General features: G+C 75.2%; 13 protein-coding genes and 1 pseudogene. 8 read left to right on the plus strand and 6 right to left on the minus strand.

Annotated elements, in window-relative coordinates:
• Positions 1–310: 310 nt before the first annotated feature.
• The 3 genes from FZC61_RS23815 to FZC61_RS21450 all read left to right on the plus strand — a co-directional run bounded on the left by FZC61_RS23815 (position 311) and on the right by FZC61_RS21450 (position 3,135).
• On the plus strand, positions 311–1,261 hold the full coding sequence (locus FZC61_RS23815; protein WP_246142845.1) for a phospholipase D-like domain-containing protein: 951 nt from the start codon (positions 311–313) through the stop codon (positions 1,259–1,261).
• A gap of 113 nt (positions 1,262–1,374) precedes the next feature.
• Positions 1,375–1,806: a phospholipase D-like domain-containing protein gene (locus tag FZC61_RS23820; protein WP_246142848.1), complete on the plus strand. Its 432-nt coding sequence runs from the start codon at positions 1,375–1,377 to the stop codon at positions 1,804–1,806.
• A 51-nt stretch (positions 1,807–1,857) separates the two neighbouring features.
• On the plus strand, positions 1,858–3,135 hold the full coding sequence (locus FZC61_RS21450) for a GNAT family N-acetyltransferase (protein ID WP_148616304.1): 1,278 nt from the start codon (positions 1,858–1,860) through the stop codon (positions 3,133–3,135).
• Here FZC61_RS21450 and FZC61_RS21455 read toward each other — a convergent pair.
• Positions 3,101–4,150, minus strand: coding sequence for a hypothetical protein (locus tag FZC61_RS21455; protein WP_148616305.1), 1,050 nt, complete (start codon positions 4,148–4,150; stop codon positions 3,101–3,103). The two genes, FZC61_RS21450 and FZC61_RS21455, sit on opposite strands and share 35 nt — an antisense overlap.
• 37 nt (positions 4,151–4,187) lie before the next feature.
• Between FZC61_RS21455 and FZC61_RS21460 the strand changes: the two genes are divergently transcribed.
• A complete protein-coding gene (locus FZC61_RS21460) occupies positions 4,188–5,384 on the plus strand; it encodes a glycoside hydrolase family 183 protein (protein ID WP_148616307.1) in 1,197 nt (398 codons plus the stop codon).
• A 73-nt stretch (positions 5,385–5,457) separates the two neighbouring features.
• Here FZC61_RS21460 and FZC61_RS21465 read toward each other — a convergent pair whose 3' ends face one another.
• Positions 5,458–6,129: a DUF305 domain-containing protein gene (locus tag FZC61_RS21465; protein WP_148616309.1), complete on the minus strand. Its 672-nt coding sequence runs from the start codon at positions 6,127–6,129 to the stop codon at positions 5,458–5,460.
• Between the two features lie 110 nt (positions 6,130–6,239).
• On the minus strand, positions 6,240–6,701 hold the full coding sequence (locus tag FZC61_RS21470) for a DUF6153 family protein (protein WP_148616311.1): 462 nt from the start codon (positions 6,699–6,701) through the stop codon (positions 6,240–6,242).
• A 182-nt stretch (positions 6,702–6,883) separates the two neighbouring features.
• Here FZC61_RS21470 and FZC61_RS21475 point away from each other — a divergent pair, with 182 nt between their 5' ends.
• From FZC61_RS21475 to FZC61_RS21485, 3 genes are read left to right on the plus strand one after another with little or no spacing between them, the layout of a single operon-like run.
• Entirely contained in the window at positions 6,884–7,396 is a 513-nt protein-coding gene (locus FZC61_RS21475) for a pyridoxamine 5'-phosphate oxidase family protein (RefSeq protein ID WP_148616312.1), read from the plus strand.
• On the plus strand, positions 7,393–9,135 hold the full coding sequence (locus FZC61_RS21480) for a GNAT family N-acetyltransferase (protein ID WP_170286213.1): 1,743 nt from the start codon (positions 7,393–7,395) through the stop codon (positions 9,133–9,135). The genes FZC61_RS21475 and FZC61_RS21480 overlap by 4 nt, the downstream gene beginning before the upstream one ends.
• Positions 9,132–9,659, plus strand: a complete 528-nt coding sequence (locus FZC61_RS21485; RefSeq protein WP_148616316.1) for an acetate--CoA ligase family protein — start codon at positions 9,132–9,134, stop codon at positions 9,657–9,659. The genes FZC61_RS21480 and FZC61_RS21485 overlap by 4 nt, the downstream gene beginning before the upstream one ends.
• Here the strand turns inward: FZC61_RS21485 and FZC61_RS21490 are convergent.
• A complete protein-coding gene (locus FZC61_RS21490; protein WP_211357385.1) occupies positions 9,647–10,198 on the minus strand; it encodes a flavodoxin family protein in 552 nt (183 codons plus the stop codon). The genes FZC61_RS21485 and FZC61_RS21490 overlap by 13 nt on opposite strands.
• A gap of 201 nt (positions 10,199–10,399) precedes the next feature.
• Here FZC61_RS21490 and FZC61_RS21495 point away from each other — a divergent pair, with 201 nt between their 5' ends.
• Positions 10,400–11,548, plus strand: a complete 1,149-nt coding sequence (locus FZC61_RS21495; RefSeq protein WP_148616317.1) for a universal stress protein — start codon at positions 10,400–10,402, stop codon at positions 11,546–11,548.
• Positions 11,549–12,237: 689 nt separating this feature from the next.
• Here the strand turns inward: FZC61_RS21495 and FZC61_RS24130 are convergent.
• Positions 12,238–12,801: pseudogene (locus FZC61_RS24130) on the minus strand (GAF domain-containing protein); the annotation flags it as partial.
• Between the two features lie 135 nt (positions 12,802–12,936).
• Entirely contained in the window at positions 12,937–13,860 is a 924-nt protein-coding gene (locus tag FZC61_RS21505; RefSeq protein WP_148616319.1) for a carbamate kinase, read from the minus strand.
• Between the last annotated feature and the right edge of the window lie 260 nt (positions 13,861–14,120).

Genomic DNA, 14,120 nt, shown 5'->3' on the forward strand with positions numbered 1-14,120 from the left:
TGCCCCGCGACCGACTCCACATCCATCAGATCCCGCTGGCGATCAGCCTCACCCTGCACAACCACATGATTTCAGCCCAACCCCGACGAGTCGCTCAGGCGCGCCCTTTGTTCAGCAGGCTCCTAGCGGCCCTCGCACCTCGACCACCGAAAAGGCAGTCGCCCGACCGTCGGCAGGATCGGGCTCCCCCGCTGTCCCGGTCGGGACCTGCGACCCGGGACCTCGGGTCGTCCGACGCTCGACGCGAGCAGTGCGGCCCGCGATGCTGACGCGGTGGACGCGCGGTGGGGACGACGGCGGTGGGGACGACGTGAGCATCCCTGACTGGCTGCCGTCGGGGTCGTGGCTGGCCACCCTCGTCGTCGTGCTGGTCGCGCTGGCCGGGCTGGCCCTGCGGATCGCCGCGATCGGCATCATCCCGGGCAACCGAAAGCCCTCGACCGGCATGGCGTGGCTGCTGCTGATCCTGCTCACCCCGTGGCTCGGCCTCGTGGCGTTCGTGTTCTTCGGCAGCACCCAGGTCGGCGCGCGCCGCCGCGAGCGGCAGGCGGAGATCAACGCCGCGATCACCGAGCGGGCCCGCACCCTGGCCACCGCATCGGTCGGACCCGAGGCGCCGGCGTACCTGCGGTCGGTGGTCGCGCTCAACCAACGACTCGGGGCCCTGCCGCTACTGTCCGGCAACCGCGTCGCGCTGGTGCCCGACTACGCCGGGTCGGTCGGCGAGATGACGGCAGCGGTCGAGGCGGCCGAGACCTACGTCAACGTCGAGTTCTACATCGCCGCCTGGGACGAGGTGACCGCGCCCTTCTTCGAGGCGCTCGTCGCAGCCACCGCGCGCGGGGTCACCGTGCGGCTGCTCTTCGACCACCTCGGGTCGCGACGCGTCCCGGGCTACCGAGACCTCCTCGCCCGGCTCGCCGCGACCGACATCGCCTGGCACCCGATGCTGCCGGTGCGGCCCTTCCGCGGCCGTTTCCGGCGTCCCGACCTGCGCAACCACCGCAAGCTCGTCGTCGTCGACGGCCGGGTCGGCTTCACGGCTCGCAGAACCTCGTCGAGCCCGGCTACCACAAGCCCGCCGGCGCCGACCGCCGCGAGTGGGTCGAGCTCGTCGTGCGCGTCGAGGGCCCGGTCGTGGCCGAGCTCGACACGGTCTTCGCCACCGACTGGAACGCCGAGACCGACGAGGTCCTGCCCATCACGGTGGGGCCGGACCTGCGCCCGACCGGCGAGGTCGGCCCCGCGCTGGACGAGGTGACCTGCCAGGTCGTGCCGTCGGGGCCGGGCTTCACCACCGAGAACAACCTGCGCCTGTTCACGACCCTGATCTACGGCGCCACCCGACGCATCTCGCTCACCAGCCCCTACTTCGTGCCCGACGAGTCCCTGCTGTACGCCGTCACCACGGCCGCGCAGCGCGGCATCGACGTCGAGCTCTTCGTCTGCGAGGAGGCCGACCAGCTCATGGTCGGGCACGCGCAGGCGTCCTACTACCGGGCGCTGCTCGAGGCGGGGGTGCGGATCTGGCTGTACCCCGCGCCCGCGGTGCTGCACGCCAAGCACTTCACCATCGACGACGACGTGGCGGTGATCGGCTCCAGCAACATGGACCTGCGGTCGTTCGCGCTCAACTACGAGATCTCGCTGATGCTCCTCGGCACCCCCGTCGTACGCCGTCTGCGTGAGGTCGAGGACACCTACCGGGCGCTCTCGCGCGAGCTCAGCGCCGAGGAGTGGGCCGGGCGGTCGCGGCGCGCGCGCTACCTCGACAACGTCATGCGGCTCACCGCTGCCCTGCAGTAGCCCGGGCCAGGTCCGCGCACCGCGACGCCGGATCGGCCTAGGGTGGTCGGCATGTCCGACCCGGCCGCAGTGACGCACCCCCGGGAGCTCGTCGACGGCCTGGTGCTCCGCTCGTGCCGGCCGGCCGACCTGACCCAGGTCGGCGACCTCCTGGCCGAGCGCGGTGACGACGCCGACCGGCAGGACCACCGGCTGGTGGTCGAGGACGCGGGCTACGACGCGTGTGCCATAGTGGTCGACGGCTACCGTGTCGTGTCGACCGCGGTGCTGCTCGACGAGGAGCTGACGCTGGCCGACGCGGGCGCCGAGGTGCGCCTGCCCGCCGGCCAGGTCGAGCTGGTCGCCACCGACCGGGCCTACGAGGGCCGCGGCCTGGTCCGAGCCCTAATGGGCTGGGCGCACGAGCGCTCGGCCGCGCGTGGCCACGTGGTCCAGGTGATGATCGGGATCCCCTACTTCTACCGCCAGTTCGGCTACTCGTACGCCCTCGACGTCCCGCCGCGCCTCGTCGTCGACCGTGTCCGCGCCCTCACCTCCGACCTCGCCGACTTAGCGTCCGGGCACGTCGTGCGCACGGCGACGGCGGCCGACCTCCTGGTGATCCAGGAGCTGCAGGCCCTCGCCCAGGCCACGGCGCAGGTGCGGATGCCGCACTCGGCCCCCTGCTGGAGGTGGGTGCTCGAGCGCACGGGTTGCCGGACCCTGCTGGTCGAGCGCGACGGTGTGCCCGTGGCGACCGGGCGTCTCACCCCCGCCGAGGGCCCGGACCTCCTCGGCGAGGTCGCAGCCGTCGACGAGGCCGCCGCCGCGGCCCTGGTCACGCACGCGCTCGGTGCCGCCGGGCGGGCTGCGGAGCCCGAGCCGCTGCGCGTCGCGGACCGCCCCGGAACGCCGGTGTCCGCGCTGCTCGCGCGCGTCGCCGAGCCGCCCTCCCCCCGCGCCGACCAGTACTACCTGCGCGTGCCCGACCCGGTCACCGCGCTCGACGCCGTCCGCCCGGTGCTGCAGGCGCGCCTCGACGCCGCCGACCTGCCCGTAGACGCGACGGGTCATGAGGTGGTGGTGTCCTTCTTCGGCTCTCACGTCCGGTTCCCGGTCGTCGGGGGCAGGCTCGGGGCGCCGGTGGCCGGCGGCCCGATGCAGGCGCCGGGTGCTGTCGGTGGCGCCGGGGTCGCCCCGGACCACCTCGGCGCCCTGCTGCTCGGGCCGCTCGGGATCGACGGGCTCGCCCGGCTGCGACCCGACGTCTACCCCGGCCCCCGCGCCGAGCTGATGTCGGCCCTGTTCCCGCCGGTCAGGTCGGACCTGCTGACCTACTACCTGGCCTGAGGGACGCCTCTCGCACGAGCGCGAGACGCTCGCGGCGCGCCGCGGTCAGCGTGAGGAGCGCCAGCAGCGCCCACGACACCAGCACCGCCACCGGCCGCAGACCCGCACCGCCACCGAAGAACACGTCCTGGCGCACCAACGACAGCGCCGAGCCCCCCACCGTCCACGGGAACAGCGCCGACCACGGTGCCGGGAGCGTGCCCGCGTCGGTCGCCAGCAGCAGCGGGGCCGCGCCGCACAGGGCCAGGGACACGGCGGCGGCGAGCCCCCAGAGCCCGAACAGGGCCTCGGAGCCCAGGACCAGCCAGGCGGTCGCGGCCACGGTCACCGCGCCGACGGCCCCGGTGCGGAGCACGTCGACGTCGGCACTGCTGAGGGCCCCGACCGCCAGCGACACCAGGAGTCCCACCACCACGCTGCTGGCCGCCAGCGCCGCCGTACGCCGGAACGCGCCGCGCCAGGTCGCGGAGAGCGGCCCGCGCCACCACGACAGCCCGACCGCCAGGGCGACACCGGCCACGACCCACGCCAGGACCATCGCGTACGGCGTGCCGCGCCACGCGTCGGGACTGCGCGCCGGCGCGACCGACCCGACGACCAACGACCGGCCGTAGCTGCTGCTGATCGCCTCGACCCGCACGCGGACCTCAGCGACCAGGGCCGGGGACAGCGTCGACGACACCAGCAGGGTGTTGTGGTCCTCGCGGAAGTCGACGGCCACGGTCGCCGCGAGGAGGCCCGCGCGCACGGGGGCCGCCGGGTCGGCGTCCTCGGCCAGCACGACGGCGTGGAACGGGTCGCCCGGGAGGCCGCCGCCGCGCTCGACGACGGCCTGCGAGACGACCACCGGGCCGATGACGCCCACCTCGAGGTCGCGGGGCTCGGTACCGACGCGGGCGACCTGGAGTGCGAGCAGGAGCGGAGCGAGGACCAGGACCGCGACCAGCGGCACCAGGACGAGCACCACGCCTCGTCTGCCCACCCCGTGCGGGGCGGTCGTCGTCAGCGTGGTCATGGCGGTTCGAGGCTAGTGGGCGAGAGGCGGGCTGGACGTGTCGGTCAACGACCACTGGCGCCGGCGCGTGGTCGCGACCGTGGCCCCCGCCGCCGCGGCCCTGGTGCTGATGGCCGCGGTCCTGCCGGAGGGTCCCAGCGCCAGCGAGGTACCGCGCGTGGCGGGGGCCAGCGAGACACGGTGCCTGCCGACCGGGGGGCTCGACACGGTCGCCGAGCTCGACGCCTTCGCCCGGGAGGTGCGCGGCAACCCGGAGTTCCAGGGGGGTGACGTCGGGGCGAGCGTCGAGCTGCAGGACGGTCGGCAGCTCTTCGTGTTCGGTGACACCCTGCGCGGTGCGTCCTTCGACGGTCAGGGCTTCGTGCACAACTCGATGCTGGTCTTCAGCCCGGCCTGCGCCCAGGCGGTGCTCCCGGCCGACCACGGCGCGATCGTGCCCGACCGGCGCGACGGGGTCGGCTACTGGCCGATGTCGGTGGCGAAGGTCGAGCACCCCGGCTACGACCTCGTCGGGGTGAGCACCCAACGGGTGCGCGACACCGGCGACCCGGGCGACGGCGGGTCCGGTGTCTTCGCCTTCGAGCAGCTCGGACCGGCCGTCGCGATCTTCGTCGTCCCGCGCGGCGGCACGCCCCAGCTCATCGACCAGCAGGACCTCGGGCCCGACCTGGTCGACACCACCCGTCCGGTCTGGGGTGCGGCGACCGCCGTCGTCGGCGACCAGGTCTACCTCTACGGGACCGCACGGCCCGACACGACCGGGGTGTTCGGGTTCTCGTTGCAGGTGGCGCGCGTCGACCTCGATGACCTGCTCGACCCCACGGCATGGCGCTACTGGGACGGCGAGCGCTGGCAGCGCGACGCCGACCGTGTCGCCGAGCTCGTGCCGGCGGTCGGCGGGGTCTCGCAGACGCTCAGCGTCTTCGAGCAGGACGGCCACTGGTACGCCGTGAGCAAGCGCGACGAGGTCCTCGGCAGCGACCTGACGATCTGGACCGCCCCCGCACCCACCGGGCCCTTCACGCCGAGCCCGGCGCTGGCACAGATCCCCTCGGACGCGGCCACCGGCACGCTGCGCTACCTGCCGCTGGCGCACCCCGACCTGCTCCCGCGGCCGGGCACCGTGGTGATCTCCTACAGCCAGAACGACACCGACGTCGGCGACGTCCTGGCCGATCCGCGGCTCTACCGGCCGCGGTTCCTGCGGGTGCGACTGCCGGACCCGACCGACTAGTCGGACTGGTCGGGCTGGTCGGGCTGGTCGGACCCCGGCGTACGACGGCACGCCGGGGTCCGTACCGAGCCGGCTAGGAGTCGAGCAACGCCTGCATCCGATCGATCTCGGCCTGCTGCGAGGCGACGATCGACTCGGCGAGCGAGATCGCAGCCGGGTAGCGACCGTTGTCGATCTCGGCCCGGGCCATGGTGATGGCCCCGGTGTGGTGCTCGACCATCATCGACAGCCACAGGTCCTGGAAGTCGGCGTCGGAGGCGTCCTCGAGGTCGGTCATCTGCTGGTCGCTCATCATCCCGGGCATGCCCGGGTCCATCGCGCCCATGCCGTCGCCCTCATCGCCCTCGTCGCTGCCCATGTCACCCATGTCGTGGTCGGCGTTCGCATGGTCGAGCGAGGTCTCGGGGACGTCCTCGCCCCAGGCGGTGAGCCAGTCGACCATCTGCTCGACCTCGGGCGACTGTGCGGCCCGGATGTCCTCGGCGATCGCCGCGACCTCGGGGTCGAGGGTCCGCCCCTCGGTCAGGGTGACCATCTCGATGGCCTGGGCGTGGTGCGGGATCATGTCGGTGGCGAAGCTGACGTCGGCGTCGTTGAAGACGTCGCCGTTGCTCGCGGTCCGCGTGGCGCTCGCCGGCGCGGCGGAGTCGCCGTCGTCGCCGCAGGCGACCAGGGACAGCGACAGGGTCAGGGTCACGGCCGCCAGGGCGGCCAGCGGGCGGGGGGTCTTGGTCCGGGTGTTCATCGACGTGGTCTCTCTCGTCCGTGCGGGCCGCCGGTCGGCGGGCCGCGGTGTGCGTGGGTGGGCAGGCTGCGCACGGGCTCGACCAGGGAGGTCGGGCCGTGCGGTGCCTGTCAGCACCGGTGGACGCAGAGGGCGAGCAGGTCGGGAGGGTCGGGAGCGCGGGCCCGCGCGCGCACGGCGACGACCCGTGCGGCGAGGCGGGCGCGCCGTACCGCTGCGGGCCAGCCGGCCCCACGGGCCACCAGCAGCATCCACGCGCCGGCGAGCACCGCCAGACAGAGCCCCATGACGTCGGTCGTCATGGTCGTGGTGACGGCAGCTGCGGCGGTCGTGTCCCGGGAGGGCCCGGTGGAGGGGGTGGTCGTGGCGGTCATGGGCATCGCAGCAGCGGGGTGCCCGCCGGTGTGAGCGTCCCGGCTGACGGCGAACGCGGCCCCCTCATGGTCCATGGCCCCGTGGCCGGACAGGCCGTGCATGGCGAACAGCCCGGCCAGGGCCGCGAGCAGCACCAGCACCCGGCCGACCGGCAGCGCGGTCGCCCGGCCCGTCGGGGTCAGGCTTGATCGAGTCATCTGCTCCAGCGTAGCGAGGCGGCGCACCCCCGCCGGGGTGGTCACCGCGGACTCACCACGGACTCACCGAGGGCCCGGACGTCCCGTCGGGCACGACCTTCGTCCCTGGCGCCCGGCCGCCCGGGGGCGTCGACTGGGACCGACGGCCGTGACGGCTGTCGACCCGCGACCGAGGAGCCACCATGACCCCCAGCCCAGCGACCTCGACCCGACGTGACGGCCTGCTGCACGAGCTGACCGAGGCGGAGTGCTGGGCGCACCTGCGGTCCCACCACCTGGGCCGGATCGCCTACGTCGTCGACGGCGACCCCCACATCGTGCCGCTGAACTACCTGGCCCGCGACGGGCTGCTGTGGCTGCGCACGACGTCCTACAGCCAGCTCGCCGTCCACCTGCCCGGGCAACGGGCCGCGTTCGCCGTGGACCACGTCGACGAGCACGCCCGCACCGGGTGGAGCGTCGTGGTGCGCGGGCGCGCGGAGCACGTGCTCGGCGCGCACCCCGAGGTCCCCAGCGGCGCCCCGGACCCGAGCCCGTGGCCCGACGGCCTGCGCCGGATGGCGTTCTGCCTGACCCCCGACCAGGTCACGGGGCGCGCGCTCGTGCAGCGGTCCGTCGCTCCGGCGCCGGGTCACGGCCCCGGCACGATCCAGCGCAGCCACGGCACCGACGTGGCCCGCCCCTCCCGGGGGTGACCGCCTCGCCGGTCGTCGGCGAGCAGGGTGGTCCGGCCTCCGACGTCCTGCTCTCCGACGGCTCCATCGCCGCGATCAGGCCCCTGCGCCCCGGCGACCGGGCCGCGGTCGAGGCCCTGCACGAGGGCATCTCCGCGGCGAGCACCCGCTACCGGTTCTTCACCACCGGCAGGGCCACCGGCGTGAAGTACGTCGACCACCTCTACTCCGACGCGTCGGCCGAGATCGCCCTGGTGGCGCTCGTGGGCGGCCGCGTGGTGGCGCTGGCCACGGCCGAGCGCATCGACGCCACGTCCGCCGAGGTCGCGTTCCTCGTGGCCGACGAGCTGCACGGGCACGGGCTCGGCAGCCTGTTGCTCGAGCACCTCGCGGCCACCGGCCGCGACCGCGGCATCTCACGGTTCGTCGCCGAGATCCTCACCGACAACACCGCGATGGCCGAGGTCTTCGTCACTGCCGGCTTCGAGATCGAGCGCGACACCGCGCACGGCGTCACGGAGGTCGAGATGTCGACCGCGGCCTCGGCCACGGCGGTCGCCGCCGCCGACGCGCGCGAGTGCACCTCGCAGGCCCGCTCGCTCGCCGGGCTGATGCGCCCGCAGCGGGTGGCGGTCGTCGGGGTACGCCGCGACGGCAGCGGCACCGGCGCGGCCGTGCTGGCCTCGATCAGGACCGGGGGCTTCACCGGCGACGTCGTCGTGGTGCACCCCGACGCCGGACCCGCGCGCCCCCGGGTGGCCGGGGCCCCGGCGTACGCGCACCTGGTCGACGTGCCCGGCCACGTCGACCTCGTGGTCGTGGCCGTCCCCGCACGTCGGGTGCTCGGCGTGGTGGCCGACGCCGCGCTCGCCGGCGCCGGGACCGTCGTCGTCGTGTCGTCGGGCTTCGCCGAGACGGGCGCCGAGGGCGAGCGCCGCCAGCGTGACCTGGTCCGCCTGGCGCGCGACCACGACCTCCGGCTCGTCGGGCCCCACAGCCTCGGTGTGCAGGTCAACGACCCGTGCACCCGCCTCAACGCGACCGTGAGCGACCTGGTGCCGCGTCCCGAAGGGCTGGCGCTCGCCTCGCAGTCGCATGGCGTCGGGGTGGCCCTGCTCGAGACCGCGCTGCGCACCGGCCTGGGCCTGCGGACCTTCGTGTCGCTGGGCACCAAGGCCGACGTCTCCGGCAACGACCTGCTCGCCGCCTGGCTCGACGACCCCACGGTGACCGCGGCCGGGCTCTACCTCGAGTCGTTCGGCAACGCCCCCAAGCTGGCCCGGCTGGCGCGGCGCTTCAGCGAGCGCAAGCCGCTCCTGGTCGTGGTGGGCGGGCGGTCGGTTCACGACCGGCGGGGCGGCGCCGCGCCCACCGGGGCCTCGGCGCCGTCGGCGGTCGCCGTGGACGCCCTCTTCGGGCACAGCGGGATCATCGCCTGCCGTGACGTGCCGGAGCTGGCCGAGACCGCGCTGGTCCTGGCCGAGCAGCCCCGTCCCGCCGGCCGCCGCCTCGCGGTGCTCTCCAACGCAGGGGGCCCGGGCGTCCTCGGCGCGGACGCGGCCGTGGCGGCCGGGCTCGTGGTCCCACCCCTGAGTGAGGGACTGCGGGCCCGGCTCGCCGGGCTCGTCCCCGAGCCGGCCCGCCCCGACAACCCGGTCGACGTCGGCGCCGCGACGACCCCGCACTCCCTCGAGCAGGCGGCCGACGCCCTGCTCGGCTCGGGCTCCCGGCGGCGGTCAAGGTCGCCGACCCCGTCGTGACGCGCAGGAGCGACCGCGGGCTGGTGCGCACCGGCCTGCGCGACGCCGCGGCCGTCGCCGCGGCCGTCACGGCCTTCGAGAGCGCGCTCGGCACGAGCGTCGAGGTGCTCGTGCAGCCCGTGGTCCCCGGGGTGGAGGTGGCGCTGGGCCTGCGGCAGGACCCGACGTTCGGGCCGCTGGTCGTGGTCGCCGCCGGCGGGACCGCGATCGACGTCTGGGACGACCGGGTCTCCCTGCTCCCCCCGCTCGACATCGGGTCGGTACGGCGCGCCCTGCGCTCGCTGCGGTCGTGGCCGCTGCTGGCGGGGTGGCGCGGCTCGGCCGCCGTCGACGTGTCCGCTCTCGAGCGACAGGTCCTCGCGCTGAGCCAGCTCGGCACCGACGTCCCCGAGGTCGCCGAGCTCGACCTCAACCCCGTGCTCGTCGACGCCGGCGGCACCCACCTGGTGGACGTCAAGATCCGTCTGTCCCCGGCCACGGCCGTCGACGCCGGCGTCCCACGGCGGCTGCGTCAGCCCGGCTGAGCCGGCGTCACGGCCTGCGGGCCGAACCCGGTCGGGTCGCGTGCGACGCGAGCCGCTCGCCCCACAGCCGGGCGCGCTCGACCTCGCCGGGCAGCAGAGGGCCCTGGACGCCGTCGACGTAGAAGCTGGTGCGGTCCACCACGGTCAGACCGCGGCGGCGCAGCCTGCGGGCGACCGCGCGCGACGCGGATCCCGGCCAGTGACGCGTCACCCGGGGCGCGGGTGTCGAACACGGCCACCGGCGGTCGCGCCGCGCCGTCGTCGAGCGCCTCGAGCCACTCGCGCACGCCGGTGGCGGCACGGGTCGCGTCGGCGCCCTGGGTGACCGCGTCGGCCCGCGTGCCCGGTCGGCTCATGGTCAGCCCGTGCGTCGGCGCCCCGAGGACGAGCAGGTCGTCGTCGGCGAGGGCGTGGTCGTGCTCGTCACCGACCAGCAGCAGTGTGGCCTCGGCGCCGCGCTCACGCAGCCCCGCGGCCACGGCCTCCCCCACCGCCTGGGTGTTGCCGAACATCGACTCGACCACCACCGCGACCTTCATGGCCACCCCTCCACCCCCTCGGCACCCTCGACACGCCACGTCGGCGTCTGCCACCGAGCGTGCGCTCGTCAGCGACCTGCGACGCAGAGGCCCACGTCCCCGGGCCCAGGGCCTTCGGCCCTGCCGGTGCCGCTCGCCCACGACTGAACGGGCGACGACCCGCACCCGCCCGGACACCCCACCCCACGCCGAGGAGCACCCGTGCCGGCCCACCTCACCCCGACCCACCGCACCGAGGCCGACGCGCGCTACCTCGAGGAGAGCCTCGCGGCCCTCGAGCTCGTGGCACCGCTGAGCCACGCGGGCAGCTGGTTCGCCCGCAGCGGCGAGGTGCGCGAGCTCGCGCGCCGGGCCGACGCGTTCCAGGAGGAGCTGGCCCGGACGCTGACGGCCCTGGCGGGTCCCGGCGGGCGCCCGGCCCCGTGGCAGCCCCGCGCGCTGGCCCCGACCCACGCCCCGAGCGATCGGCGTGTGGTCGCCGCGCTCGAGGCCCACGCGCGCGGGTCGGCCGAGCAGGCCCTGGACTGGGCGACCGACGAGGCGGCCCTCGAGCACCGGGCGCTCGTGCTGGTCTACTCGGTCCGGCTCACGACCAGCAGCGACGCGATGCTGTTCGGGCAGCCCGCCGTCGACATGACCGTCATCCTCGAGGACCTGCGGATCGCCGGGCACAAGATGCTCGCCGACGCCCGGCGACGGGCCCAGGCCCGTGCGCCCGGGCTCGTCGTGCACGAGATCCTGACCAGGGTCGACCCGCGCACCGCCCTGCTCGAGCTCGGCGAACGGGCCGCCGCCGTGGTGGTCGGCTCGCGCGGTCGGGGACCGATCGCGACGGCGCTGCTCGGGTCGGTGAGCGTGCACCTCGCCAAGCACGCGACCTGCCCGGTCGTGGTCGTGCGCCACGCCCCGGGCGCCGCGGCGCGCGGCGGTGTCGTCGTCGACGTCGACGACACCGAGCAGGGCCGCGCCGCGATCGAGTTCGCCTACCTGACCGCCTCGTTCCGCAGGCTCCCGCTGACCGCGTTGCGCGTCGTGTGGGACCCGACCCACGTCGGCGCCGACCATCGCGTGGTACGCGACGAGGACCCCGGGCTGGACACCGAGAGGCTGCTGCTCTCGGAGGCCACCGCCGGGATGCGGGAGAAGTTCCCGGACGTCGCGGACCGGCTCGAGCTCGTGCGAGGACGCCGGGAGCACCAGCTCGCACGCGCCTCGCGCGGGGCCGAGCTGCTCGTCGTCGGGTCAGCGCCCAACGGGCCCGTCGAGCACCTGGCCCGCGGGTCGGTCGCCACGGTCGTCGAGCATGCCGCGTGCGACGTCGCCGTGCTCCCCCGGCGGCCGGTCCACTGAACCGACCTGCGCGGCGCTCCCCGACCCGGCGTCGAGGGGCACGCACCACACCAGCCTGGTCCCGGGCCCGTCGCGACTGGCCAGCTCGAAGGTGCCTGCGCGCGCGACCGTACGCTGGCGCAGGTTGTCGAGCCCGCTGAACGCGTCTCGCCGCGCAGGCCCCGGCCGTCGTCGAGGACCTCGACCCACAGCCGCCGGGTGGTGGCGCCGACGACCACCTCGACGCGCAGCGCCTCGGCGTGGCGCCCCGCGTTGGTGAGCGCCTCACGCACCACGGCACACACGTCGGCGTGCATCGTCACGGGCACCAGCAGGTCCACCGGGCCCCGGAAGGAGACCTCCGGTGGCGCGGGCAGGAGCACCACGGTCGCGGTCGCCACGGCGAGGAGCTGCGCCCTCAGCCCTCCGCCGGACCCGCCTGCCCCGCCTGCCCGCCGGGCCCGCCGGAGCTGAGGGCGAAGATGGTCGTGCGGATCTGACAGACGGTCGCGTCGATCTCGGCGACCTGCGCGTCGAGCCGGTCGGCCTCGGGTCCGGGCCCCAGCGCGGCCCCGACGCTCTGGATTGAGCCCCGCGGCGTACAACCGCTGCACCACGTGGTCGTGGAGGTCGCGCGCGATCCGGTCGCGGTCCTGCAGCGTGCGCAGGTGGGCGCGTGCCTCGCGGGCCCGGGTCCGGTCCAGGGCGATCGCGGCGTGCCCGGCGAGGGAGGCCGCGACGTCGAGGTCGAGCTCGGTGAAGTGCCTCGACCCCAGGTCGCGCAGGACGAACAAGCAGCCCTGCACCCCTCCCTCCGCCGGCAGCGGCACCGCCATCGCGGGCCCGAGCGCGCGTGGCGGGAGCCCGACGAGCTCGTGGCCGGGCAGCCGGTCGCTCAGCTGCGGCCGCCGCGTCACCAGGCACCGGCGCACGAGCGTGTCACCCGCGTCGAGCGCCGCGCCGAGAACCGTCGCGGCCCGCGACCCCGAGGCCCTGTCGACGTGGAGCACGGGGAAGGGCTCGAGCGACCCGTGGGTGAGGACGACGACGACCAGGTCGGCGACCGCCAGCCCGAGCACGCGGTCGGCCACGAGCCGCAGCGCGTCGACGTCGTCGTTGGTCAGCAGCTCGTGGGTGATCGCGACGCCGGCGGTGGTCGACAGGGCCTCGATGATCTGGCGCAGCGCCCACGGCAGGTCGAGGTGCCCGATCGCGAGCCGGTTGGCCTCGAGCAGCCGGCGCAGCTGCGGCTGGGTGGCGGTGCGGGTGGCCATCGGCCGGTCCCTCACACGTCGTGGCACGTGCTCCCCGGGGCCGCCGGGATACGGGACGCGCCCACCCTTGGCCGTGATGGCAGCCCCCGTCGCCGCTCCCGACCCGACCGGGCTCACCTGCTGCCCACCTGTGACCTACCTGCGGCTTCCGGCGGGCACCGCGCCCACCTGGGTGCCGGCCGTGCCGGCGACGACCTCGGTGGCCTGGCGCAGCGAGCCGATCGCCGCCCGCCCCCCGGTGTCGCTGACGAAGGCGCAGGCCGCGGTCACCTTGGGACCCATCGACCCGTCGGGGAACGACTCGGTGCGCAGGTGGGCGGCGCTGACGTGGTGGATCGGCTGCTGCTCCAGGGTCCCGAAGTCGGTCATCACGGCGTCGACGTCGGTCAGCATGACGAGCAGGTCCGCGCGCAGCTCGGTGGCCACCAGGGCCGCGACGTGGTCCTTGTCGACCACCGCGTCGACCCCGTGCAGGCCGTGGGGGCCCGCGACCACCGGGACGCCTCCCCCGCCGGCGAGCACCACCGTGGTGCCGCGCTCGACGAGGATCCGCGCCGTCTCGATCTCGGCCACGCGCACCGGCAGCGGCGACGCCACCACTCGACGCCAGCGGGTGCCGTCCAGGCGCACGGTCCACCCGCGCCGACCGGCGTGGTCGCGAGCGGTGCTCTCGTCGTAGGACGGGCCGACGAACTTCGTCGGTCGCTCGAACGCCGGGTCGTCGGGGTCGACCACCGTCTGGGTGACGAGGGTGACCACCGGCGTGGCCAGGCCCGCGTTGGTCAGGGCCTGCTGCACCCAGTAGCCGATGAGGCCCTGCGTCTCGGCGACCAGCTCGCTGAAGGGGTAGGGCTCGCTCAGCGACGGGTCCGAGGCCGACTCGAGCGCGAGCATCCCCACCTGGGGCCCGTTGCCGTGCACGAGCACGAGCTCGTGCTCGGCGGCGATCGCCGCGAGGGCCGGGGCCGCCTGCGCGACGTGCTCGACCTGCAGGGCGGAGTCGGGCTTGTCACCACGGCGCAGCAGCGCGTTGCCGCCCAGCGCGACGACCACCCTCATCGGCACTCCTCCCGCGTCACGACCACGAGGGCCTTGCTGGTCCACGTCCGGATCTCGCGCATCACGGTCCCTCCTAGGCGGGAGGGCACCCCCCGACGTCGCCACGAAACCACCCCCGAGGGGATCGGGACAGAGCCCAAGGTCACCCGACGACCGCCGAAGGTCGCCCGGGTCGTGCGCCGCCGCTCGCGGCGGCATGACACCCTGGTCCGCACGAGCCCGATCGGCCCCCACCGCAGCCCCCGTCTCAGCCCCCACCG

It is taken from the genome of Nocardioides rubriscoriae, assembly GCF_008087085.1.
GTDB classification, from domain to species: Bacteria; Actinomycetota; Actinomycetes; order Propionibacteriales; family Nocardioidaceae; genus Nocardioides; species Nocardioides rubriscoriae.

Excerpts from the sequence above, each read along its gene's own strand:
- FZC61_RS21450 (WP_148616304.1), top strand. The coding sequence starts at position 1,858 with ATGTCCGACCCGGCCGCAGTGACGCACCCCCGGGAGCTCGTCGACGGC.
- FZC61_RS21455 (WP_148616305.1), bottom strand. The coding sequence starts at position 4,150 with ATGACCACGCTGACGACGACCGCCCCGCACGGGGTGGGCAGACGAGGC.
- FZC61_RS21465 (WP_148616309.1), bottom strand. The coding sequence starts at position 6,129 with ATGAACACCCGGACCAAGACCCCCCGCCCGCTGGCCGCCCTGGCGGCC.
- FZC61_RS21470 (WP_148616311.1), bottom strand. The coding sequence starts at position 6,701 with ATGACTCGATCAAGCCTGACCCCGACGGGCCGGGCGACCGCGCTGCCG.
- FZC61_RS21475 (WP_148616312.1), top strand. The coding sequence starts at position 6,884 with ATGACCCCCAGCCCAGCGACCTCGACCCGACGTGACGGCCTGCTGCAC.
- FZC61_RS21490 (WP_211357385.1), bottom strand. The coding sequence starts at position 10,198 with ATGAAGGTCGCGGTGGTGGTCGAGTCGATGTTCGGCAACACCCAGGCG.
- FZC61_RS21505 (WP_148616319.1), bottom strand. The coding sequence starts at position 13,860 with ATGAGGGTGGTCGTCGCGCTGGGCGGCAACGCGCTGCTGCGCCGTGGT.